Below are 22,790 nucleotides of genomic sequence, written 5' to 3'. Positions count from 1 at the left end.
GGACAACAGTCTGTAGACGAAAGACGTGGAGGCGAACTATCCCGTGTCGACTCGAGTGTCACCGCTCACGCTGAGTGCGATCGAGCAGTTGCCTGCTCATGCGCGGCGATGCGTGTTCTGGGAGATCGATCCCACCGCGTCACCCGACCTGCAACACTTCGCCGACCCCGAGTTCGAGAAGGAAGCATGGCTGTCCATGGTCCTTCTCGAATGGGGGTCGTGCGGCCAGATCGCGACGATCGGCGACAAGGCCGCGGGGTGCGCGCTCTACGCTCCCCCGGGCATGGTTCCCCGCTCACAGGCCTTCCCCACCGCACCCGTCAGCGCCGACGCGATCCTACTGACGTCGATGCGGACCGAGCCGCACGCCGCCGACCTGAACGTCGGTGCCGACCTTGTTCGGGGTGTCGTCGCCGATCTCGTTCGGCGCAATGTTCGTGCCATCGAGGCCTTCGGAATCCGGCACGGCGCCGACGCCGAGGCCGGCGATGTGCCGCATGCGACGGCCGCACTCGGATGCTCCGACACGGAGTGCATGATCGACGCCGACTTCCTCGAGGACATGGGCTTCGAGGTCGTCGCACCGCACCACCGATATCCGCGTCTGCGTCTCGAACTCGACCGCGACCACGAATGGAAGATCGCCGTGGAGGCCGCGCTCGACAGGCTCCTCGAGGAGTCCTCTCTCACCATCGCGGATCTGACCGCAGGGTCGCCGGTGGGCGCCCACTGACGTCCTCCGGGACATCGATCGCCCTCCGGGACACAGAGGAAAAGGACCGCTCCGCAGCGTCTGCGGAGCGGTCCTTTTCTCGTGTGTGGTCCGGTCAGCGACTGTCCGAGATGGAGAGCTCTTCGGCGAGCAACTCGGCGAAGGTGTAGGTGCCGGTCGGCTGGTCGTCCTGGCCGAGCAGGTACAGCCGCTTCACCGCGATGAGGATCGCCTCGGCGATGATGTCGCGGCTGCGCGGATCGGCGAGCAACGTGGCGTCGTGCTCGTTGGTGAGGTAACCGAGGTCGATCTGGACCGTGGGCATGTTGGTCAGGCGCAGCAGGTCCCAGGTGCGGCCGTGGCTACGGCAGTCCTGCAGGGTCGTGCGGGCGACGATCTCGCGCTGGATGTAGCCGGAGAGCACCTGGCCGATCATCGATTCGGAACCGTGCGAGTTGCCGTAATGGAAGCTCGCGATTCCGTTCGCGGCGGGGCTGCGACTCGCATCGCAGCGCAGCGAAAGCATGAGGTCGGCGCCGAAGGCGTTGGACGTGCCCGCGCGTTCGACGTCGGTCGGATTCACGTGGTACGGCCGCGACAGGAAGGTCTCCATGCCCGTCGCCGCCATCCGGCCCTCGAGTCGCCGCGCGAGATCCCACAGGATGTCGGCCTCCGAAATGGGGCCGTGAGGGCTCGGCACGATGATGCCGTGGGTGTTGCCTCCGAGACCGGGGTCGATGACGATGCGCTTGCCGCTGAGCTGTGGCCCGGAGCGGCGGACGATTTCTTCCTCGCTGATCGCGTGGGGCGAACCACCCGACACGCGGGTGCCGAGCAGTTCGAGCGCGCGCAGGGTCTCGGCACCGCAGATGCCGTCGGAGGCGAGGCCGATCTCGCGCTGGAAGGAACACAGCCCTTCGTGGGTCTTCGGACCGAAGTAACCGTCCACGCGGTCGACGTAGAAGCCGAGATCTTGCAGACGGGTCTGCAGGGCGGCGACATCGTCTCCGTAGAGCGGAGCGGAGAGCTGATACATCAGGGTGCGCGCACCGAGTTTGTACGCCGCTTCCTTCAACGAGCGATAGGTCGCGGGTCCGACGATCCCGTCGACGAGCAGACCGCGCTGCTGCTGGAATGCACGCACAGCTCCGTCGAGTTCACGATCGAACGGGACGTCCGATCCCATCCAGTCGCCCGACTCCTCGGGCTCGTTGTGAAGGAATCCCAGGCCGGCCAAGGTGCTCCGGATCTCGGCGACAGCCGGACCGTGGTCGCCGTGACGAAGAGGGCGCATGTATCGGGCCTTTCCGTGCTGACCGGATCGGTGCCCGGCATGAGGGCTGGGCAGCATCGAACGGGGGTGGATGAAGGATGTGCCCGTGCAAACGGACTCACGGGCACATCCGAGCGTTGATCCTGGGACGGTACTACAGGACGTCCGCGAGGTCCCGAAGCAACGCCGCCTTACCCTTGGCCCCCACGATCGTCTTCGTGGGCTTGCCGCCGGAGAAGAGGATCATCGTAGGGATCGACATGACCTGGTAGTCGCGGGCGGCCGACGGGTTGGCGTCGATGTCGAGCTTGGCGACGGTCAGCTTGTCGCCGTGCTCGGCCGCGATCTCCTCGAGAACCGGAGCGACCATCTTGCACGGACCGCACCAGGTGGCCCAGAAGTCGACAAGGACGGGCTTCTCGGACTGCAGTACGTCTTCGACGAACGACGAGTCGGTGATGGTGACGGTGTTGGCGTTGTTGTCGGCCACGTAGGTCTCCTGAATCTGGGGATGGAATGTGGAACGGGGGTGGATCAGGCTTCGGCGAGCGTGGGGGCGGCGACCTCGCGATTCGCGACCAGCCAACGCTCTGCGTCGATGGACGCCGAGCATCCGGTGCCGGCGGCGGTGATCGCTTGACGATAGGTGTGGTCGACGAGGTCGCCGGCGGCGAAGACACCCGGCACGGACGTCGCGGTGGACGGCGCCGAGACCTTCACATAGCCCTCGTCGTCGAGGTCGACCTGACCCTTGACGAGCGAGCTGCGCGGGTCGTGGCCGACGGCGACGAACAGGCCGGTGACCGGGAGGTCGCTGCGCTCGCCGGTGACCGTGTCCTCGAGGACGAGGTTCGTGACGCTGTTCTCGCCCTGCACCTCGGCGACCCTCGCGTTGGTGACGAAGCGGATCTTCTCGTTGGCACGGGCGCGCTCGAGCATGATCTTCGACGCGCGGAACTCCTCGCGGCGGTGGATGAGGGTGACGCTGCGGGCGAAGCGCGTCAGGAAGGTCGCTTCCTCCATCGCGGAGTCGCCACCGCCGACGACGGCGATGTCCTGGTCGCGGAAGAAGAAGCCGTCGCAGGTGGCGCAGGCGGAGACGCCGCGGCCGAGCAGCTGCGACTCACCGGGCACGCCGAGATAACGCGGTTCGGCACCCATCGCGAGGATGACGGCGTGGCTGCGGTAGGTCTCGCCGTTGGCAACGACCGTCTTGACCGAGCCCGTGAGGTCCATCTCGTCGACGTCCTCGGTGCGCAGATCGGCGCCGAAACGCAGTGCCTGCTCGCGCATCTGATCCATGAGCTCCGGGCCCATGATCCCGTCCTTGAAACCCGGGAAGTTCTCGACCTCGGTGGTGGTCATGAGCTCCCCACCGAACTGGGTTCCCTCGAAGACGAGCGGGGAGAGTTCGGCGCGGGCCGCGTAGACCGCGGCGGTGTATCCGGCCGGTCCCGAACCGACGATGATGAGGTCGTGAATCGTGGGCGAGGTCGTCATGCGGCGAAGCCTTCCGGTTGGGTGATTCGGGGGCGCAAGAACTGCCGGCGGTCCGGCCGAAACCGGACGGCAGCCTACAGATACTGTCAACACCAGGGTAAACGGTGTTGTTCCCCTCCGACCGTGCGTCCCGCCACAGACGTCCTGTACGGAGCTCGGACGGTCGCGCTCGATGCGACCGCCGCTCGCTCAGACCGCGTCGGGTACGTCCCGCAGCGTCTCGCGGATCACACAGTGCGTACCGGTGTAGATCGTCGGCATGCACTTGTTGCAGTGGATGCACAGACCTTCCCGGGCCGAGTTGTCCTCGAACTTGCGCACGAGATACGGATCACGCAGCAGCGCGCGGCCCATGGCGACGAACTCGAATCCCTCGTCGAGTGCCGTCTCGATGGTGTCGAGTCGGTTGATGCCGCCGAGCAGGATCAGTGGCAGGGACAGCTCGGACCGGAACTGACGTGCCATCGGCAGGAAGAAGGCCTCCTCGAACGGGAGCTTCGGGAAGATCTTCGGTCCGTAGACCCTGAGTCCCCAGCCGACGACCTTCGGCTGCGACTCCTGGAACTCCTTCATCGGCACGTCGCCGCGGAAGAAGTACATCCCGTTGAGCAGCGAGCTGCCGCCCGTGAGCTGCATGGCGTCGATGGTGCCGTCGGACTCGATGAGCTTGGCCATGGGCAGCGACTCGTCGAGCCACAGACCCTGGGGTACGCCGTCGGTCATGTTGAACTTCGCGATGACGGCCACCCTCTCCCCCACTGCCGTGCGGACGGCCTCGAGCACACGACGCGGGAAGGCGGTGCGGTTGGCGATGCTGCCGCCGTACTGGTCGGAGCGCTTGTTGAGATTCGGGCTCATGAAAGAGCTCAGCAGATAGTTGTGGCCGAGGTGGACCTCGACGGCATCGAATCCGGCCTCGACGGCGAAGCGCGCGGCGCGGGCGTAGTTCTCGACCACCCGGTCGAGCTGCTCGAGTGTCGCGCCGCGGACGAGCCCCATGGCGGGGGCACTGATGCGCGTGGACGGTGCGAGCGTCTTCATCTTGTTGGAGATCTGGTTGGCGACGAGTCCGGCGTGGCCGATCTGCGCGGACGCCAGACCGCCGGCGGAGTGCACGGCGTCGGTGAGCCGGGTCAGGCCGGGCACGGCGTCGGCGTCGAGCACGAGGGTGTCGCGGTGGACGCGGCCGTCGTGGGAGACCGAGCAGTACGCCACGGTCGTGAGGGCGGTACCGCCGCGGGCGACCTCGGCGTGGAACTCGACGAGTTCGTCGGTGATGGTTCCGCGGGGCATCACACCTTCGAAGGTCGCTGCCTTCACGATGCGGTTGCGGAGGGTGAGCGGCCCGAGTCGGGCCGGCTCGAACACGGTGGGTCGCGGCGAAGACATGCCCCTACTTTCGATGCCAGTGGTACCGTAATTACGTTTCGACTATAACGCTCGTCACAGTCTGCGCCAGATCGATTCCCACTCAGCCCTGCGACATCACGGATCCCATGCCGACCACCACTCCCGGGCGTCCTCGCGACCCCCGAATAGACAACGACGTCCTCACCGTCACCCGCGACATGCTCCGCAGTCACGGCTGGGACGGACTGAGCCTGCGTGCCATCGCCGCCCGCGCCGGTGTCGGCCGCGCCGCTCTCACCCGCCGATGGCCGACCAAGGCCCACCTGGTGCTCGACGCGCTGCTCGGATCCGCACCCGACCTGACGCCCTACGACGGCATCGATCGCAAGGGCTGGATCGAATGGGTGGTCGCCGGGAGCATCGAGCTGTTCTCACGAGCGGAGGTCCGCGCAGCGCTGCCAGGGCTCCTCGCGGCACTGCGCGACCACGACGACCTCCGCAACACGCTCTGGCGCACGTTCAGCGGGCCCAGTACCGCCCTGTTCGTCGACGGTGAGGATTCGGACGTCGAGATCGATGCCAAGGCAGTGCTCGTGATGGCGGCGGGGTCGGCGCTGTTCGCCGGGCTCATCGCCGCGGAGGACGACACGCCCGCCCTGCGCACCCGGATCCTGGAACTGCTCTCCACGGTGGCGGAACGCTGACCGGAGGCGGTGCGCCGTCAGCCGATCGTCTTCCGGGCCAACGTTGCGGGATTGTCTGCGTCGCAGTCGGTTCCGACCACCAGCGCCGTCAATGCCGGAGCGTCGGCGCCGCTCATCAGGACGAGGACGGCATCGTCGTCCCCGAACCGCACGGTGCGTGAACCGAGAGGTGCCTGCCCGGAAAAACCGTTCGCGTCCAGACATTCCCGGAGACGATCGGGGCCGCCGAGAAGACCGGGCTCGGTCTCACCGATCATCGTCCGCAGAGCGGAGGGCTCGAGCAGGGTCTCGTCCTCCGCGGCCGCGACGGGAATCCGGGCCGGATCATCGTTGCCGAGAACAGTTCCGCGCACGACCATCACGAGCATCACCGCCACCGCGGCAGCCACCCCCACACCGGCCATCGCCCACCCTCGACGCTGCGCGAGCGTCCGGGACGGGGTGGGCCGGTCTTCCGCGAGCGCCGACTCGATCCGCGCGGCGATCTCGGGCGGAATCGCTCCCTTCGACGGAGCGTCGCGCAGGGCCGACAACCGCGCCTGCGTCGCATCGAGCCGCGCCAGATACGCGACGGCCTGGGGATCGCGACGTACGAGCGGCCACAACCGGTCCGCGAACGCCTCCTCGAGGACACCCGCATGCAGATCGGCGAGCAACTCGGCGGAGAACGGCGGACGCATCCCGGCAGAGTACGACGGAGGCACCTCGGCCGAGTACGACGGGCGCATATCGTCCTCGTTCATGCGCGACTCTCCTCCGCGGCTCGGCATCTCTCACCAGAGTAAGACGGAGGCGGATCACAATCGGTTCCCGTCGGCGCGAAGGTCGTCGAGAAGGACCGCGAGCCGGCTCCGCGCGCGGGCGCACCGGCTCTTCACCGTGCCCTCCGGGATGCCGAGGCGCCGCGCGGCCTCCCGGACGGAGAAACCTTCGACGTCGACCGCGACGACAGCCGCTCGTTGCTCGGGTGGCAGTGCGAACAGGGCGGACTCGATGTCGAGTGCGACCTCGGCGTCGCGGATGGGGTCGCGGGCCGTACGCAGGTCGTGCGAATCGTCCTCGAACAGCGGGACCGTCACGCGTACGCGATTGCGGCGGATGCGATCGAGGCACGCGTTGACGACGATCGAATGCAACCAGCTGCGTACCGCGGCGTCCTCCCGGAAGCTCGACGCCCGCCGATGCGCCGCCAGCAGCGCCTCCTGCAAGGCGTCGGCTGCGTCCTCGTTCGAGTAACTGGTCCGCCGCGCGACCTGCCACAGATGGTCGTGATGTCGTGCCAGCAAGGTGGAGAAGGCGTGCCGGTCGCCCGCGACGTGTGCTGCGAGCAGTTCGACATCCGACACCACACGATCGGACGCCACCCCGTCCGCCGACACCCCGTCCGGCACAGCACAGCCGTCGTTCATACCCCCGTCGGGCACGGCGAGTTTTGCGATCCCCCCGAAAATTCGCACGCGCGGATGGTAGCCGATCCGGACGGTTCCGCCCGGCTGTCCGCGGTCAGCCTGCGGTGGTGAATTCCACTTCGGAGATGGAACTCTTGTTGCTTCCGCCGCTCGAGCTCAGATCGGTGATCCACAGCAGCACGTGCGAGGTCTGCCCGTCCGACTCGACCGGGATGGTGGTCTCACCGGAAGCCAGTGTGCCCGAACCGATCACCTGCGTCTGATCGAGCGACGTCGACTCGGAGGGAGCGCTGCGGACCTCGAGAACGGTGCCCGGCATGTCGGTGGTCACGGTCACCGAGGAGAGTTCCGATGCGTCGGCGAGCGTGAACAGAAGTCCGACACCGTTCTTCAGCGACGGAAACGGATCGAAATAGGCGTCGGTGCTCCACGAGGTGGACGGATCGCCGTCGATCGCCTGCGACGCGGTGGCCGGCGAGTCGGGTGTGCCCTGCGGGGAGAACACCGACACGGAGCGCGCCGAGACCGGAGCGGTCGCGGCGGGCCGCGGCGGCGCAGCCTCGGCCTGCCCGTCACCCGGCCCGTCCTCTGCGGGTGCCTCGGCCGTGGAGGTCAGGCCGAACTCCTGACTCGTCAGCGGGGCATCGTCGGCGTCGCCGGCGAGCAGGTTCGCGATCCACCATCCGATGAGCGCGAGCAGCAGCACCGTCGTGACACCGAGCGCGGCGAGCGCGATGAGCATCCGCTGGGAGTGCTTCTTCTTCTGTTCCAGCGCCTCGGGATCCGCGAGCGCATGGGACTCGGCGGCGGCAGCGCGCTGCCCGATCCGCAGCGCCGGGATCATCTCGGTCTTCTGGTCGACGACCGAGGCCTGATCGAGGATGTGCTGCACGGTGGCGGCGGTACGGATGCCGCCGTCCTCGGACAGGGCGCGCACCGCGACCGCCGAGATCTCGAACGGGACATCGGGACGCAGGATGCGCGGTTCCACAGGGACACCGTCCGCGTTGCGGTCGGCCTCCGGCATCCCGCCGATGGTGGCACCGCTGTGGTGCGGGGCGGGGGCACCGCCCGGAGCCGTCGGCTCACCCAGCGGCCACCGCCCGGTCATGAGTCCGTAGAGGCTCGCACCCAGTCCGCGGACGTCGGCCATCGCGTCGGCATCGGAGAACGTCGCGGGGAAGGCCAGCACGGCGTCGCCGGCGACGCTGATCCGGATACGGTCCGGGTGGTCGATCGACAGGGCGCTGCCCGCACGGTGCGTCGCCTCGGCCGCGGCCGCGAGTGCGCGGATCGCGCGGGCCGCACCGATCGGCGACGGCTCGGTGGTGGACATCTCCTTCAACGACCGGCCGGGGGTCCACTCCGAGACGACGATGCCGCCGGAGCTGCCGCGCACCACGTCGAGGACGCGGGCGAGGCCGGGCGAGTTGATCCGGCCGAGACGCAGGGTGCGCGAGAGCACGGCCTGCGGGGAATCGGGGCCGGTGCCGTCGGCTGCACGCTGTTCGGCGTCGACGAAGGTCAGCGCTACCTCACGGTCGAGCTTGACGTCGAGTGCCTGCCAGAAGCGCAGGCCGCGCGCTCCGCCGTGCGGCGCGAGAAGCCGGTAGCGACCACCGGCGACCGAGGCGCCGGCGATGAGGTCGGGGCCGCGCATCGGGCGGCGCGGCTGGGAGGCCGGACCCGTGACGCGCATCGGCGGGAGCTGCGGGGATCCGACCGGGATGACACCCGTGTCGAGGTTCGGATCGCGCGGCGGACGGCCACCGTCCTTGCCGGCAGGTTTCTGCCGTGCGGCGGCATCGGCAGGTGTCTGCCGCGTGGCGGCATCGATGGTGGACTTGCCGGCAGCGTGGTCGTCGCTCACCCTCACTCCTTCGTTGTCGACTCGTCCACTTCCGGTGTGCAGACGCGGGTCGCCGCTGGGGGCCGCGAAGAACCGTGGTCGCCGGCTCCCGGACCGTACCTGCTGCTGATCAGGGTACGGGAGTTGTCCGTGTGCATTGCTGCGACCGGGCACGTCCCTGATGACGGGCATGACCTCTGTGATGGCGTCATAAGGTCCGACGCCGTACTCGCCGTAGTCGATACGCGGCAGGACGACGGTCTTCTCGGCATCCGATTCGGGGTAGCGCGGGCGCGGGACGCGGGCGGGTGCTTCGCCGGCGGTCGTTCCGGTGTCGGGTTCGGCCGGTGCCTCCTCGGCCGGGGCGGTACCGCGCAGCGCCGCGACCTTCCGGCGGACGGCGGCCTCGATCGCGAGGATCTCCGGCACCTTGAGCAGGTACATCCCGACCAGGGCGACGAGCACCATCAGCACACCGTCGAGCCCGACCCGCACCAGTGAGCCGATGCCCCCGAAGCGGTCGGCGAGTGCGTCGAGCTGTAGGAGACGGTCGGTCATCAGGACCACGATCGCCGCGGCCAGCGACGCGAGCACGACATGCCAGACCGTCCGGCCGACGTTCGCCATCTGCAGGTCGCCGAGCGTGCGGTGCAGCAGATAGCCGCCGATGAACGCTCCGACGGTGAACGCGATGCCGGTGGCCGCGCCGAGGAGCAGCACCACCTGTTCGTCGTTCGCCGCCACGACGGGCGCCAGTGCGGACAGACCGATCTTGACGGCGGTGATGCCGAGGATGATCCAGGTGGGGGTCCAGGCCTGTTCACGTGCGTAGAACACGCGCAGGTGGATGAGGACCAGGGCGTACGGGATGAGGGTGAACGCCGACCAGCTCACCGCCTGGCCGAGACGTTCGGCGTTGCTGCCGCCGAAGTTGCCGTAGCCGTACAGCGCGGCGCCGACCTGCGAGCCCGCGATCGTCAGGAAGGTGACGATCGGGATGAGCGAGATCATGGTGAGACGGGTCGCGACGGACAGGTCGTCGACGACGGCCGGGGTGTCGTCCGCGGCGGCGTTGCGGCTCAGCCGCGGCATGATCGCGGTGAGCACGGTGACACCGAGGACGCCGTAGGGCAGCTGCAGCAGCAGCCACGCGTTGTTGTAGATCGCGGGACCGGCTTCGTCGGCGCCCGACGACACGCGGGTCGCGAAGACCATGCCGGCCTGGCTGATCAGCACGTACAGCACGATCGCGGCGGCCATGCCACCGAACTGCCGGAGCCGGTCGTCGAGACCCCACAGCGGCCTGAGATCGATGCCCTCGCGGCGGAGCGCGGGTACCAGGCACATCGCCTGCGTCATCACGCCGAGCAGCACACCGACACCGAGGACGAGCAGTTTCGGATCGCTCATCCGGACCGGATCGAGGGTGATCTCACCCGGCATCAGGTAGTAGATCACCAGCACGGTGAGCACCACGAGGTTGTTGCACACCGGGGCCCACGCGCCCGGCTTGAACACCTGCCGGGTGTTGAGGATGCCCGTGAACAGGCCCGACAACCCGTAGAACATGATCGCGGGCAGGAGCAGGTACGACAGCGCCGTGGTCAGCGACGTCGACACCTTGCCGGACTCGTCGAGGAAGACGTGGGTGGTGAGGACCGGTGCCGCGGCCACGGCGAGAACCGTGGCGGTACCGAGCAGCACGAGCGCCGCGGTGAACAACCGGCGGACGAAGGCCTCACCGCCGTCGGGGTCCTCCCTCTCGGCCCGCACCAGCACCGGAACGACGATCGAGGTCAGGACGGCACCGAGTACCAGCTCGGAGATCATGTTGGGGATCTGGTGCGCCACGGTGAAGGACGACGCGACGCTCGCACCGAGCAGGGTGAGGACGAGCAGCTGCTTGAGGAAGCCGGTGATACGGCTGACCAGGGTCGCGACGGCGATGGAGCCGGTCGCCGCCAGCAGACTCTGCGGCTTGCGGCGACCCGCACCGGCACCCGTGACGTCCGGTGACGTGGTGGGCGAGTCGGGTGGCCCCGGGTTCGGGTGTGTCTCCACGTCGTCCCGTGTGGAGTTCCCGGTCATTTCTCATACCCTTCGTCGGCTGGGTCCGGCTCTCCCCGGAACCGGTGCAGAAGTCGCCTGCCCGCCAGGAACAGCAGAAGCGCTCCTGCACACCCCGTGACGACGGCGAGGATCCGGCCGTACGCATTGGAACGTACCGTCACCGTCGTCGGGCTGCCGAGCGGCAGGCCGGACTCGGTGGTGAGCGCGAACTCCAGTTCGAGTTTCCGCGAGTCGCTGATCTGCGCCGGCACGGTGAGGGTGCGGCTGCCGCGCGGCGGGAGCTGGGTGGGCCCGATATCGGTGACGTCCACCGCGGCGGGCACGTCCACCTGCAGGCGCACGGTGATGCCCACGGGCAGGTCGTTGCGGGCCGTCAGCAGCAGCGGACTCTGTTCGGACGTGAGGGTGTAGACACCGCCGGTGGAGATCACCGTCACGGCGTCGTAGATGTCGTCGACGGCCTCGCGCACCTCGGCGGCACGGTGCTCGCCGGTCGCATAGGCGCCGTCGGCGTCGTCGCCGCGACGACCGGCCAGGGTCATCGCGCGCAGCAGGTCCTCGCGCAGCGGGGCGGTGAACTGCTGCGGGGTGAGCTGGGCCTGCGGGTCCTCGACCAGCGCGGTCTGGATCGCGTCGAGGCGGTGGATCTGTTCCTCGGCCTCGGACACGACGGCAGCCGAGGCACCGTCGGTGATCGCCTGCTCGGGATAGACGAGCAGCGAGGCGGTCGGATCGTTCGCGGTGCTCGCGGCCGCGTCGACGAGCGCGGCGAAGGGGCGGGGCGTGGTCAGACCCGACCGGACGAGCGTGGAGAGCATGGACAGCACGGCGGCGGCGTCGTCCGGTGACGCCGACCAGTTCTGCGGCGGCGCGAACAGCACCGATCGGCCCGCGGCCGGCGGTGCCTCCCCGGTGGCCTCGCTGACCGTCGGCACCAGGGCGGGCCAGGCCAGCGCCCCGAGGGAATCCTGCAGGCGGGCCGTGGAGGAATCGCGGGTCAGGTCGTAGCGCGCCGCGGCGGGAACGAAGGAGGGTGTCTGCGGGTCGGTGCCCATTCCCGCCAGCGCCGCGGAACCGGACGAGTCGAACAGGGCGGCGGTGAGGCCGGAGACACCGGAGATCCGGAAGCCGTTGCCACCCGGCGCGGTGGACGCCGATGTGGTGCCGGCGAGCAGGGCGCGACCGCCTTCGACGGCGTTGTCGGACAGCAGGGCGGTCACCGGGCCGTCGGCGGTGAGCATCGATCCGGTCTTCTCGGTGAGGACACCGGCGTCGGGCCACACCACGCCCGGGGTGGAGGTGATGCCGAGGATCGAATCGACGATCGCTGCCGGTGACCCGAGCGCCGATTCGGTGAGCGACGAGTCGGCGAGATCGGCGAGGGCGGTGAGATCGGCCTGGGCGAACGGCACCGCCATCGTGCAGGTCGTCGCAGCGAGGGCGCGCAACCGCCCGAGCCAGGCGACCGCGGCGTCCGTGCCCGTTCCCGGCCGTGCGTCGCCGGTCGGTTCGCTCGGGTCGTCGACCACCAGATAGTCGCGTGTCATGTTCGCCACGGTCACGAGGAGATCCGGATCGACGGCCAGGCACAGTCCCTCGAGGACGCGGGGCTCGGTGCGAGCGGTGTCTTCGACGGCGCGCAGCAGGCCGTCCAGCCGCCCGCCCTCGGCGAGCGAGACCGCGAGGTCGTCGTCGATCAGCCGTACAGGTTCGGCGCCGGAACCGGCCACGCCGGCGGCGAGCCGGGGCCGGTCGGCCAACGGCCACAGCATCGTGACCGCGGCGGGGCGGGACACATCGGGAGGCACGGCGGGGAACGACTTCTCGTCGCTGTCGAGCAGACCGCCGTCGGACGAGCGGGTCGTGCCCCGCGACCCGCCGTTCCCTGTTTCGGTCTCCTCGGCGATCTCGTCGCTCGCGGGAACCGCGAGGACGGGCAGCAGGAAGCGTGCATCGTCGAGCCGGGCCGCGCCGCCGTACTCGGGGACCCCGTTGACGTTCACCAGCAGCGGGTAGACGCCGGGAGTGTCGATGTCGAGCGAGGGAACCAGGTCGGAGCGCAGCGGCAGTTCGAGTTCGAAGTCGGTGCGCTCACCTTGTTCCAGCCGGTCGGCGACCTCCTCGAACTCGCCGACGGTGTCGAATCCGGCCTGGTCGAGGGACAGCGAGGTGCGCAGGGCCGCAGAATCCGAGATCACCGGTGCGCGCTGCAGCCGCACCCAGACGTCCTCGACGTCCCGGTCGCCGATGTTCGTCACCGTGCCGCGGACCCTGACGACGGACCCACTCGTGAGCGTGACGGTCTGCGGCGTCACCTCGTCGATGCTCAGCTCGAGGAAACGCGGCTGGTCGGGGTCGGTCTGCGCCGCCGCCGGATCCGCCGTCGCCGTCGGGAGAAGAGCCGCCGGCAGGAAAGGCGTCACGCCTGCCGTTGTGAGGACGAGTACGAGCACGGCGAGCACCGCGGCGCCCGCCCGGGACACCACCACCGTCATCCGCGTGGGGCCCCCGGTTCGTCGACGTCGGGAAGTCGCTTCTGATCCATCTCGGCGATGAGCCGATCGGCGATGTCCGCGAGTTTGCGCTCGTCGGCGTATGCCAGACGGTTCCGCAGTTCCCGCAGCGGCACCCACGCCACCTCGGTGACCTCGACGTCCGCGTCGGAGAGTTCTCCGCCCAGATAGCGCAGCAGGTAGTGGTGCACGGTCTTGTGGACCCGGCGCCCCTCGGTGACGAACCAGTAGTCGATGCTGCCCAGCTCGGCCAGGACCGTACTGCGCACCCCGGTCTCCTCGTGGACCTCGCGCATCGCGGTTTCCTCGGCGGTCTCACCCTGCTCGATGTGACCCTTCGGCAACGACCACAGCAGGCGGCCCCGGCGGTCGGTGCGGCCGATCAGCGCGGCACAGAGTTTCTCGGGCGGACCGCCGAGTCCGTCGACCACCAGACCTCCCGCGGAGGTCTCGCGGACGGTCCGCATGCGGGGTCCGGGCGAAGCGGACGAACCGGGTGAAGCGCCGTGAGCGGTCTTCTTGGTGCCCGCGCCACGCCGCCGCGAGCTGCGGCGGTTACGGTTGGCACGTTCGGCGGGCGACACCTCATAGATAGTAGATGGACCGACGTCGGTCCCGGCTCAACCACACGAACGTGCTGCTCGGTAAGGTGCAAAGACGTGAACTCCCCCACCGCGGACACCGACCGTCGTACCCGGCTGCTCGCCGGAGCCGAGGCCACTCTGCGTGATCTGTCCGACATCCTCGCCCCGCTGGGTGCGCGGTTCGCCGACGCCGGACACGAGCTGTATCTCGTCGGTGGCAGCGTGCGCGACGCGCTGCTCGGTCGCCTCGGCACCGATCTCGACTTCACCACCGACGCGCGTCCGGAGGTCGTGCAGGAGCTGCTGCGCGGATTCGTCGACCATCAGTGGGACACCGGCATCGACTTCGGCACGATCAGTGCGGTGAAGGGACTCGAGCAACTCGAGATCACCACCTTCCGCAGCGACGCCTACGACCGTGTCACGCGCCACCCCATCGTGAAGTACGGCACGAGTCTCGAGGACGATCTCGTGCGCCGCGACTTCACCGTCAACGCGATGGCCGTGCGCATCGGAGCGGACGGCGCGGGCGAGTTCGTCGACCCCCTCGGCGGCATGGACGCCTTGCTCGCCGGCGTGCTCGACACCCCCGCGAAGCCCGAGGACTCCTTCCACGACGACCCGTTGCGCATGCTCCGTGCGGCGCGCTTCGTCTCCCAGCTCGGATTCGCCCTCACCGAGCGCGTGCACACCGCGATCGTCGCCATGGCCGACGAGATCCTGCGGATCAGCGCGGAACGGGTGCAGGCCGAGCTCGACAAGCTGATCCTCGGCGACTACCCGATCGAAGGCATCGACACGATGGTCGAGACGGGGCTCGCGCAGCGGGTGATCCCCGAGATCCCCGCGATGAAACTCGAGATCGACGAGCACCACCAGCACAAGGACGTCTACTGGCATTCGCTGACCGTGCTGAAGCAGGCCATCGACCTCGAGGACGGCGACCCCGATCTCGTCCTACGATGGGCCGCGCTGCTGCACGACATCGGCAAGCCCGGCACCAAGCGCAACGAGCCGCACGGCGGCGTCAGCTTCCATCATCACGAGGTGGTCGGCGCGAAACTCGTGCGCAAGCGCATGCGCGCGCTCAAGTACTCGAAGCAGATGATCGAGGACGTGAGCCGCCTGGTGTTCCTGCACCTGCGCTTCCACGGATACGGCAAGGGCCAGTGGACGGATTCGGCGGTCCGCCGATACGTGCACGATGCCGGGCCGCTGCTGCCGAAGCTCCACAAGCTCGTGCGCGCCGACTGCACGACCCGCAACAAGCGTCGTGCCGCTGCCCTGCGGTCCACCTACGACGGACTCGAGGAACGGATCGAGCGGATCGCCGCCGAAGAGGATCTCGCCAAGGTGCGGCCCGATCTCGACGGCAACGCGATCATGGAGCTTCTCGGGATCCCCGCAGGCCCGACGGTCGGCAAGGCGTGGACCTATCTCAAGGAGCTCCGGCTCGATCGCGGTCCGCTCGAGCGCGACGAGGCCGAGGCCGCCCTGCTCGAGTGGTGGGCGCACCAGCAGAAGGCCTGACCTCACACCGCCGTGACGGCGTCATCTCACACCGCCGTGACGGCGAGGTGAGCCAGATGTCACCGTGTGCTCACCGCGGGTGACGCCACGGCAACACCTGTTCTCCAGCATGGACACCGGCGTAGTCGAGACGGTGTCGAGGAGTTGCGGGATGCAGGACGAGATCACCACGGTGAAATCCACCTGCTCCTACTGCGGTGTGGGATGCGGGATGCTCCTCGACGTCGCCGTCGATCCGGTGACGGGCGATCGACGAGTGGTGAGGGCATACGGAGACAAGGATCATCCGGCCAACAGGGGACGGTTGTGCACGAAGGGCGCGACGAGCGCCGAGATGCTCGCCGCCGGGGGGCGGCTCGAGACGGCGTGGCTGCGCAGCGAGCGGTCCGACGCCCTACCTTCCGAGCACGCAGCCGACCTCGCACCGTTTCCTCTCGACGATGCGATCGCCGAAACCGCGCGGCGCCTGAGCGGCATCGTCGCGGCCCACGGCCCCGATGCGGTGTCCCTCTACGTCTCGGGACAGATGTCCCTCGAGGCCCAGTACCTCGCGACCAAGCTCGCGAAGGGATACCTGCGCACCTCGTACATGGAGTCGAACTCGAGACTGTGCATGGCCGGCGCCGCGACCGGCTACAAGCAGTCGCTCGGATCCGACGGCCCGCCCGGCTCGTACGAGGACTTCGACCATGCCGACGTCTTCTTCGTGTCGGGTTCCAACATGGCCGACTGCCATCCCATCCTCTTCCTCCGCATGATGGATCGGGTCAAGGCGGGAGCGCGACTGATCGTCGTCGATCCGCGACGCAGCGCGACCGCCGACAAGGCCGACCTGTTCCTGCAGATCACGCCGGGCACCGACCTGGCGTTGCTCAACGGACTGCTGCACCTGATCGTCGAGAACGGGCACGTCGACCGCGCCTTCGTCGAGGAGTTCACCGACGGCTGGGACGCCATGGAGTCCTTCCTCGTCGACTACCCACCGCACCTCGTCGCCGAGGTCACCGGTCTGGCCGAGGCCGACATCCGCACGGCGGCGCAGTGGATCGGCGAGGCCGGCGAGTGGATGAGTTGCTGGACGATGGGTCTGAACCAGAGCACCCACGGCACGTGGAACACCAACGCGATCTGCAATCTGCACCTCGCGACCGGGGCGATCTGCCGCACCGGCAGTGGGCCGTTCTCCCTCACCGGCCAGCCCAACGCCATGGGTGGCCGCGAGATGGGATACATGGGGCCGGGCCTGCCGGGGCAGCGCAGTGTCCTCTCCGACGACGACCGCGCGTTCGTCGAGGACCGCTGGTCGCTGCCGCGCGGCACGCTGCGCACCGCGGGCGGCGGCGGCACCGTCGACATGTTCGAACGGATGGCGGCCGGAGAGATCAAGGCGTGCTGGATCATCTGCACCAATCCCGTGGCGTCGATAGCGAATCGGTCCACCGTTCTCGAGGCGCTCGGGAAGGCCGACCTGGTGATCGTGCAGGACGTCTATCGTGAGACCGAAACGGCTTCGTACGCAGATGTTCTCCTCCCCGCTGCTCTGTGGGCCGAATCCGAGTACGTCACCGTGGGATCCGACCGCACCGTCAATCTCCTGCAGCAGGCCGTCGAACCCGTCGGCGAGTCGCTGCCCGACTGGAAGATCATCGCGCGGGTCGCGCAGGAGATGGGTTTCGGCGATGCCTTCGACTATTCGAGTGCCGAGGAGATCTTCGAGGAGATCACCGGATTCGCGAACCCTCAGACCGGATACGACCTGCGCGGCATGACCTACGACCGCCTGCGGGAAGGGCCGGTGCAGTGGCCGTGCCCGCCGCAGTCGACCGAGACCCGGCACCCCGTCCGCTATCTCAACGACGGGGCAAGCCGGACGCCGGTGGTGCGCGAGGACGGTTCCGGACCGCGCCTGGCGTTCGCGACCCCCGGAGGCCGTGCCCGTTTCTTCCCGCGCCCGCACATGCCCGCCGCGGAGATGCCGGACGACGACCACCCGTTCGTCCTGAATACCGGGCGGGTCCAGCACCAGTGGCACACCCTCACCAAGACGGGGAAGGTCGAGAAACTCACCAAGCTGAATTCCGGGCCGTTCGTCGAGATCAATCCCGAGGACGCCCGACGCCTGTCGATCGTCGAGGATGATCGCGTCGAGATCGTGTCGCGTCGCGGCCGGGCCGTGCTGCCGGCCGTCGTCACCGATCGGGTGCTGCCCGGGAACTGTTTCGCGCCCTTCCACTGGAACGACCTGTTCGGCGACGAGCTCGCCGTCAACGCCGTGACGAACGACGCCGTCGACCCGGCCTCGCTGCAACCCGAGTTCAAGGTCTGCGCCGTATCGGTGCGGAAGGGCGCGGGCGGAATCGAACCGGTACTCGAGGGCGGCTCGGTGATCGATCGCCTCGAGACGGTGCTGGGGCTCGAGAGCATTCCCGCGCCGACCTTCGACGACGCCGAACGCGGTTATCTCGCCGGGTTGCTCGCCGGACTCAGAACTACGGATGTCACTGCGACACCGGTACTTCCCACGACCGCGCCGTTCCCGGCCGACAAGCGCGCCTGGGTCGACGGGTTGCTCGCCGGAATGTACGTGCACTCGGTTCCGGTTCCCGGCGCGGCCCCCGGCGAGACGGTGCCGGACGGGCCGGCCGTCGTGGTGGCCTGGGCGTCGCAGACCGGCAACGCCGAATCCTTCGCGGCGAGTTGCGCACAGCGGCTCCGCGATGCCGGTCGAGCGGTGCGCTCGGTGGGACTGAACGAACTCGACATCGCGACGCTGGCGGACATCGAGGAATTCGTGGTCGTCACGAGCACCTTCGGCGACGGCGACCCGCCCGACAACGGCGGTTCGTTCTGGCGGGCACTCGACGCCGACACCGCACCCGCTCTGTCCGGAATGCGCTACGCGGTACTGGCTTTCGGTGACTCGAGTTACGACGATTTCTGCGGATTCGGACGTCGCGTCGACGACCGTCTGAGTGTTCTCGGCGCGACCCGCCTGACCGGGCGTGTCGACTGCGAACCCGGAGAGGACGAGCGCGCACAGAACTGGCTCGAGTCGCTCGTACCGATGCTGGGAGGCTCGACGGCCCCGGTTGCCTCGGCCGCGCCGGCTCCGGTCTCTCCCGTCTACACCCGCAACTCGCCGCTCGTCACGCGGATCACCCGCAATATCGCACTCAGCGGCGCGGGTTCGGCGAAGGACGTGCGCCAGTTCGGATTCGAGATCTTCGATCCCGCATTCGAATACGAGGCCGGCGACGCCCTCGGGGTGATGCCGACGAACGGCCCGGAAGCCGTCGACGAATGGCTCCAGGTCACGGCCCTCGACGCGGAGACCGCCGTCGAACTCGGCGACCGTCCCACCGTGCCGCTGCGGGAGGCCGCGACGCGTCACCTCGACATCACCCGGGTGACACCGGAACTGCTCCGGTTCGTGCAGAAGCAGAGCGGCAGTGCCGAACTCGCGAAGCTGCTGCGACCGGGCAACAAGATCGAGCTGCAGCAGTGGCTGTACGGGCGGCAGGCGATGGACGTCATCGCCGAGTACCCGTTCAAGGCACCCTGGGTCGAATGGAAGGAGCTGCTCGGTCGTCTTCGCCCGCGCCTGTACTCGATCTCGTCGAGCCCCAGGACGAATCCCCGCGAGGTGCAGCTGACGGTGTCGGTGGTGCGCTACGAGTTCGAGGGTCGCTCCCGGGCGGGCGTGTGCTCGTCCTTTCTCGCCGATCACAGCAAGGGCATGGACATTCCGATCTTCGTGCAGCGTAACGAACACTTCCGGCCGCCGGCGGCGGAGACCGACATGATCATGGTCGGTCCGGGCACGGGCATCGCGCCGTTCCGTGGTTTCCTCCACGATCGTCGCGAGGCCGGGCACACGGGCCGCAACTGGCTGTTCTTCGGTGACCAGCGAGCCGAGACCGACTATCTCTACCGCGACGAGATCGAGTCGATGCACGAGGGCGGCTTCCTCACCGAACTGGCCCTGGCGTTCTCCCGCGACCAGCGGCAGAAGATCTACGTGCAGGACCGGATGCGCGAGCACGGCGCGCAGGTGTGGAAGTGGCTGCAGGACGGCGCTCACTTCTACGTGTGCGGCGATGCCGGACGTATGGCGAAGGACGTCGACGCGGCCCTGCGCGAGGTGGTGCAGACCCACGGACGGCTCGACCGGGACGCCGCCGCGGCGTACGTCGACCAGATGGCCGCCGACAAGCGGTACGTCCGCGACGTCTACTGATTCCCTTGTTTGTCCGCAGACGCGGATATAACGTGTCGTTCATGACGTATATGCGGAGTCGAGAGTGACTGCGATCCGGATCCGCGAGGCCGCGTCGCTGCTGGGAGTCAGCGACGACACGGTCCGCCGCTGGATCGACCAAGGGCTGCTGCAGGCCGGCAAGGACTCCGCCGGACGCAAGACCGTCGACGGCGGCGAACTGGCCGAGTTCGCGCGCACCCAGGCGGCCTCCGGCCCCGACCTGCTCGGGGTGGGCAGCTCCGCCCGCAACCGCTTCGTCGGACTCGTCACGCGCGTCGTGTCCGACACCGTCATGTCGCAGGTGGAGATGCAGTGCGGTCCGCACCGGGTCGTCTCGCTCATGAGCACCGAGGCCGTGACCGAACTCGGTCTCGAGCCGGGCAGCATCGGTGTGGCCGTCGTGAAGGCGACCACCGTCATCGTCGAGACACCCGGAGGGTCCGAATGAGGCGCCGGGCGCTCGCCGTGCTCGCTGCCGCTGCGGCGCTGACGTCGTGCGGCAGCGGTGGAGGGGACTCGGAGGTCCTCACGGTCTACGCGGCGGCCTCGCTTCGGGCTCCGTTCACCGAGATCGCAGAACGATTCGAGCAGACGAACCCCGGAGTGACGGTGGAGTTCTCCTTCGCCGGCTCGTCCGATCTCGAGACCCAACTCGAGCAGGGCGCACCGGCAGACGTCTTCGCCTCCGCCGACACCCGCACGATGGATTCCGCCGTCGAGGCCGGACTCGTTACCGGTGAACCGATCCCGTTCGCGACCAACACGCTCACGATCGTCACCGAACCCGGGAACCCCGAGAACATCACGTCGTTCGCCGATCTCACCGGAAAGGGTGTCTCGGTGGTCGTGTGTGCGCCTCAGGTGCCGTGCGGTGCGGCCACCACGCGACTCGAGGAGGCTGCCGGTACCGACCTCGAGCCGGTGTCCGAGGAGTCGTCGGTGACCGACGTGCTCGGCAAGGTCACCTCGGGTCAAGCCGATGCCGGTCTGGTCTACGTCACCGACGCGACGAGAGCCGGCGAGACCGTCTCCGTCGTCTCCGTTCCGGAGGCTGCGGAGATCGTCAACGTCTATCCCATCGCAAGGCTGTCGGATTCCGGCAACGCCACTCGCGCCGATGATTTCGTGCGCTTCGTCACCGGTGCGGACGGCCGGGCAGTCCTCGCCGATGCGGGCTTCGGTATACCGTGACCGCGACGGGACTGCCCCGGTGGTTGTTCGTCCCCGCCGCGCTCGGGTTGCTGTTCGTCGTCGTGCCCCTGGTGGCGATGCTGCTCACCGTCGACTGGACGACGTTCCCGTCGCTCGTGACGTCTCCGGCGTCCCTCGACGCGCTCGCATTGAGCCTGCGCACCTCCGCGGCCGCTACGGCATTGTGCCTCGTGCTCGGCGTGCCTCTCGCGGTGGTGCTCGCGCGCAGCCCCTTCCGCTGGATATCCGTGATCCGCGGGTTCGTCCTGCTGCCGCTCGTGCTGCCACCGGTCGTGGGTGGCATCGCCCTGCTCTACACCTTCGGACGCCGGGGGCTGATCGGTGAGCATCTCCACGCGCTCGGCGTGCAGATCGCCTTCACCACCACGGCGGTCGTGCTCGCGCAGACCTTCGTCGCGCTGCCCTTCCTCGTCACGAGTCTCGAAGGGGCGCTGCGCAGCGCCGGTTCACGCTATGAGGACGTCGCAGCCACGCTCGGGGCGCGCCCCACGACGGTCTTCCGGCGCATCACCCTGCCTCTCGTGCTACCCGGTCTCGTCTCGGGTTCGGTGCTCGCATTCGCCCGTGCCCTGGGTGAATTCGGCGCGACCCTCACCTTCGCCGGCAGCCTGCAGGGCGTGACCCGCACGCTGCCGCTCGAGATCTATCTGCAGCGGGAAACCGACCCGGACGCCGCCGTCGCCCTGTCGCTGGTACTGATCCTGGTGGCCGTCGTGATCGTCGTGGCCGTGTACTCGCGGCGGAAGGAGCGGCCGCTGTGAGCCTCACGGTGCGGGCCCGGGTCGCCGCACGCGATGTCGACGTCGAACTGGAGGTCGCGCAGGGTGAGATCGTCGCGGTGCTCGGCCCGAACGGTGCCGGAAAGTCGACCCTCCTGGGTGTGGTGTCCGGGCTGCTGCGTCCCGATGACGGTCGCGTCGAACTGGACGGCCGCGTCCTCACCGACACCGCGACCGGTGTCGCTGTGGCTCCGCACGACCGGTCGGTGGTGCTGCTCGCCCAGCAGGCCCTGCTCTTCCCGCACCTGACCGTCGCGGGCAACGTGGAGTTCGCGCCACGCAGTGCGGGTGTGGGCCGGCGTGAAGCCCGTGCCCGCGCTGAGAGATGGCTCCGGGAGGTCGATGCGGCGGATCTCGCCGATCGCCGCCCGCACGAACTGTCGGGTGGACAGGCACAGCGGGTCGCGCTCGCGCGTGCCCTGGCGGCCGAGCCGCACCTGTTGTTGCTCGACGAGCCGATGGCCGCGCTCGACGTCACCGCGACGCCGGTGCTGCGGTCGTTGCTGCGGCGCGTCCTGCGCGACAGCGGCCGCACGGCCCTGCTCGTCACCCACGACCCGCTGGACGTGCTCGCACTCGCCGATCGGGTGATCGTGATCGAGGCCGGCCGCATCGTCGAGGACGGACCGGTACGCCGGGTGCTGACGCGACCGCGCAGCGCCTTCGCCGCCCGCATCGCGGGGACCAATCTCGTGACCGGAACCGTACGACAGGACGCGCTGGAATCCGCGGACGGTGTCGTCCACGGTCGCGTCCACGACGACTGCGTTCCGGGCACGGCAGCCGTCGCCGTCTTCGCGCCGTCGGCGGTGGCCGTCTACACCGATGCCCCGCACGGGAGCCCTCGCAACGCCCTGCGCGTGAGGATCGCAGAACTCGAGGCGCAGGGATCGACGGTGCTCGTGCGGTCGGGTACGGGTATCGCCGCGGAGATCACGACGGCGGCACTCGCCGACCTGGACGTCCACCCGGGCGACGTCGTGTGGTTCGTCGTGAAGGCCACGGAGGTGGGGATCCATCCGGCCGCGCTGCGCTCGTGAGCGATAC

Annotated in this window: 17 protein-coding genes; 8 read left to right on the top strand and 9 right to left on the bottom strand. The window is 68.8% G+C overall.

All coding sequences use genetic code 11. The features are described from left to right. Nucleotides 1-43: 43 nt before the first annotated feature. Nucleotides 44-733 carry a GNAT family N-acetyltransferase gene (locus tag PV766_RS14160; RefSeq protein ID WP_207213455.1) on the top strand — a complete coding sequence of 230 codons (690 nt, stop codon included), beginning with the start codon at nucleotides 44-46 and terminating at the stop codon, nucleotides 731-733. A gap of 94 nt (nucleotides 734-827) precedes the next feature. Here PV766_RS14160 and PV766_RS14155 read toward each other — a convergent pair whose 3' ends face one another. The 4 genes from PV766_RS14155 to PV766_RS14140 form a co-directional block, all read right to left on the bottom strand. Then, on the bottom strand, nucleotides 828-2,006 hold the full coding sequence (locus PV766_RS14155; RefSeq protein ID WP_016931534.1) for an N-acetylmuramoyl-L-alanine amidase: 1,179 nt from the start codon (nucleotides 2,004-2,006) through the stop codon (nucleotides 828-830). Between the two features lie 133 nt (nucleotides 2,007-2,139). Beyond that, nucleotides 2,140-2,475: a thioredoxin gene (gene trxA, locus PV766_RS14150; protein WP_016931535.1), complete on the bottom strand. Its 336-nt coding sequence runs from the start codon at nucleotides 2,473-2,475 to the stop codon at nucleotides 2,140-2,142. 44 nt (nucleotides 2,476-2,519) lie between these two features. Further along, a complete protein-coding gene (gene trxB / locus PV766_RS14145) occupies nucleotides 2,520-3,485 on the bottom strand; it encodes a thioredoxin-disulfide reductase (protein ID WP_016931536.1) in 966 nt (321 codons plus the stop codon). A 189-nt stretch (nucleotides 3,486-3,674) separates the two neighbouring features. Next, complete coding sequence (locus PV766_RS14140; protein WP_129975075.1) at nucleotides 3,675-4,874, bottom strand: NADH:flavin oxidoreductase; 1,200 nt, start codon at nucleotides 4,872-4,874, stop codon at nucleotides 3,675-3,677. A gap of 107 nt (nucleotides 4,875-4,981) precedes the next feature. Here PV766_RS14140 and PV766_RS14135 point away from each other — a divergent pair, with 107 nt between their 5' ends. Then, nucleotides 4,982-5,539: a TetR family transcriptional regulator gene (locus PV766_RS14135; RefSeq protein WP_016931538.1), complete on the top strand. Its 558-nt coding sequence runs from the start codon at nucleotides 4,982-4,984 to the stop codon at nucleotides 5,537-5,539. A gap of 17 nt (nucleotides 5,540-5,556) precedes the next feature. Here PV766_RS14135 and PV766_RS14130 read toward each other — a convergent pair whose 3' ends face one another. From PV766_RS14130 to PV766_RS14110, 5 genes are all read right to left on the bottom strand, one after another. Then, nucleotides 5,557-6,282 (bottom strand): hypothetical protein, encoded by a 726-nt coding sequence (locus PV766_RS14130; RefSeq protein WP_242496595.1) that lies wholly within the window; start codon nucleotides 6,280-6,282, stop codon nucleotides 5,557-5,559. Nucleotides 6,283-6,336: 54 nt separating this feature from the next. Continuing rightward, complete coding sequence (gene sigM, locus PV766_RS14125; RefSeq protein ID WP_064064269.1) at nucleotides 6,337-6,885, bottom strand: RNA polymerase sigma factor SigM; 549 nt, start codon at nucleotides 6,883-6,885, stop codon at nucleotides 6,337-6,339. Nucleotides 6,886-7,042: 157 nt separating this feature from the next. After that, entirely contained in the window at nucleotides 7,043-10,885 is a 3,843-nt protein-coding gene (gene murJ / locus PV766_RS14120; protein WP_129975079.1) for a murein biosynthesis integral membrane protein MurJ, read from the bottom strand. Then, entirely contained in the window at nucleotides 10,882-13,362 is a 2,481-nt protein-coding gene (locus PV766_RS14115) for a glycoprotein (RefSeq protein ID WP_421097250.1), read from the bottom strand. Before PV766_RS14115 ends, murJ begins: the two co-directional genes overlap by 4 nt. Further along, complete coding sequence (locus PV766_RS14110) at nucleotides 13,359-13,964, bottom strand: NUDIX hydrolase (protein WP_064064238.1); 606 nt, start codon at nucleotides 13,962-13,964, stop codon at nucleotides 13,359-13,361. Before PV766_RS14110 ends, PV766_RS14115 begins: the two co-directional genes overlap by 4 nt. Before the next feature lie 75 nt (nucleotides 13,965-14,039). Between PV766_RS14110 and PV766_RS14105 the strand changes: the two genes are divergently transcribed. The 6 genes from PV766_RS14105 to PV766_RS14080 all read left to right on the top strand — a co-directional run bounded on the left by PV766_RS14105 (nucleotide 14,040) and on the right by PV766_RS14080 (nucleotide 22,783). Then, entirely contained in the window at nucleotides 14,040-15,494 is a 1,455-nt protein-coding gene (locus PV766_RS14105) for a CCA tRNA nucleotidyltransferase (protein ID WP_064064237.1), read from the top strand. A 151-nt stretch (nucleotides 15,495-15,645) separates the two neighbouring features. Then, nucleotides 15,646-19,731, top strand: a complete 4,086-nt coding sequence (locus PV766_RS14100) for a molybdopterin-dependent oxidoreductase (RefSeq protein WP_421097249.1) — start codon at nucleotides 15,646-15,648, stop codon at nucleotides 19,729-19,731. A gap of 64 nt (nucleotides 19,732-19,795) precedes the next feature. Then, entirely contained in the window at nucleotides 19,796-20,200 is a 405-nt protein-coding gene (locus PV766_RS14095; RefSeq protein WP_064064235.1) for a TOBE domain-containing protein, read from the top strand. Continuing rightward, a complete protein-coding gene (modA, locus tag PV766_RS14090; RefSeq protein ID WP_255161922.1) occupies nucleotides 20,197-20,943 on the top strand; it encodes a molybdate ABC transporter substrate-binding protein in 747 nt (248 codons plus the stop codon). The genes PV766_RS14095 and modA overlap by 4 nt, the downstream gene beginning before the upstream one ends. After that, the gene (locus PV766_RS14085) at nucleotides 20,940-21,725 is read left to right on the top strand and encodes an ABC transporter permease (RefSeq protein ID WP_064064233.1); all 786 of its coding nucleotides are present in this window, start codon (nucleotides 20,940-20,942) and stop codon (nucleotides 21,723-21,725) included. Before modA ends, PV766_RS14085 begins: the two co-directional genes overlap by 4 nt. Beyond that, a complete protein-coding gene (locus tag PV766_RS14080; RefSeq protein WP_255161920.1) occupies nucleotides 21,722-22,783 on the top strand; it encodes a sulfate/molybdate ABC transporter ATP-binding protein in 1,062 nt (353 codons plus the stop codon). Before PV766_RS14085 ends, PV766_RS14080 begins: the two co-directional genes overlap by 4 nt. The last annotated feature ends 7 nt before the right edge of the window (nucleotides 22,784-22,790 follow it).

The sequence above is a fragment of the Rhodococcus sp. As11 genome (assembly GCF_048957735.1).
Taxonomy (GTDB): domain Bacteria; phylum Actinomycetota; class Actinomycetes; order Mycobacteriales; family Mycobacteriaceae; genus Rhodococcus; species Rhodococcus gordoniae.
This window is presented reverse-complemented; position numbering and strand designations above follow the sequence as displayed.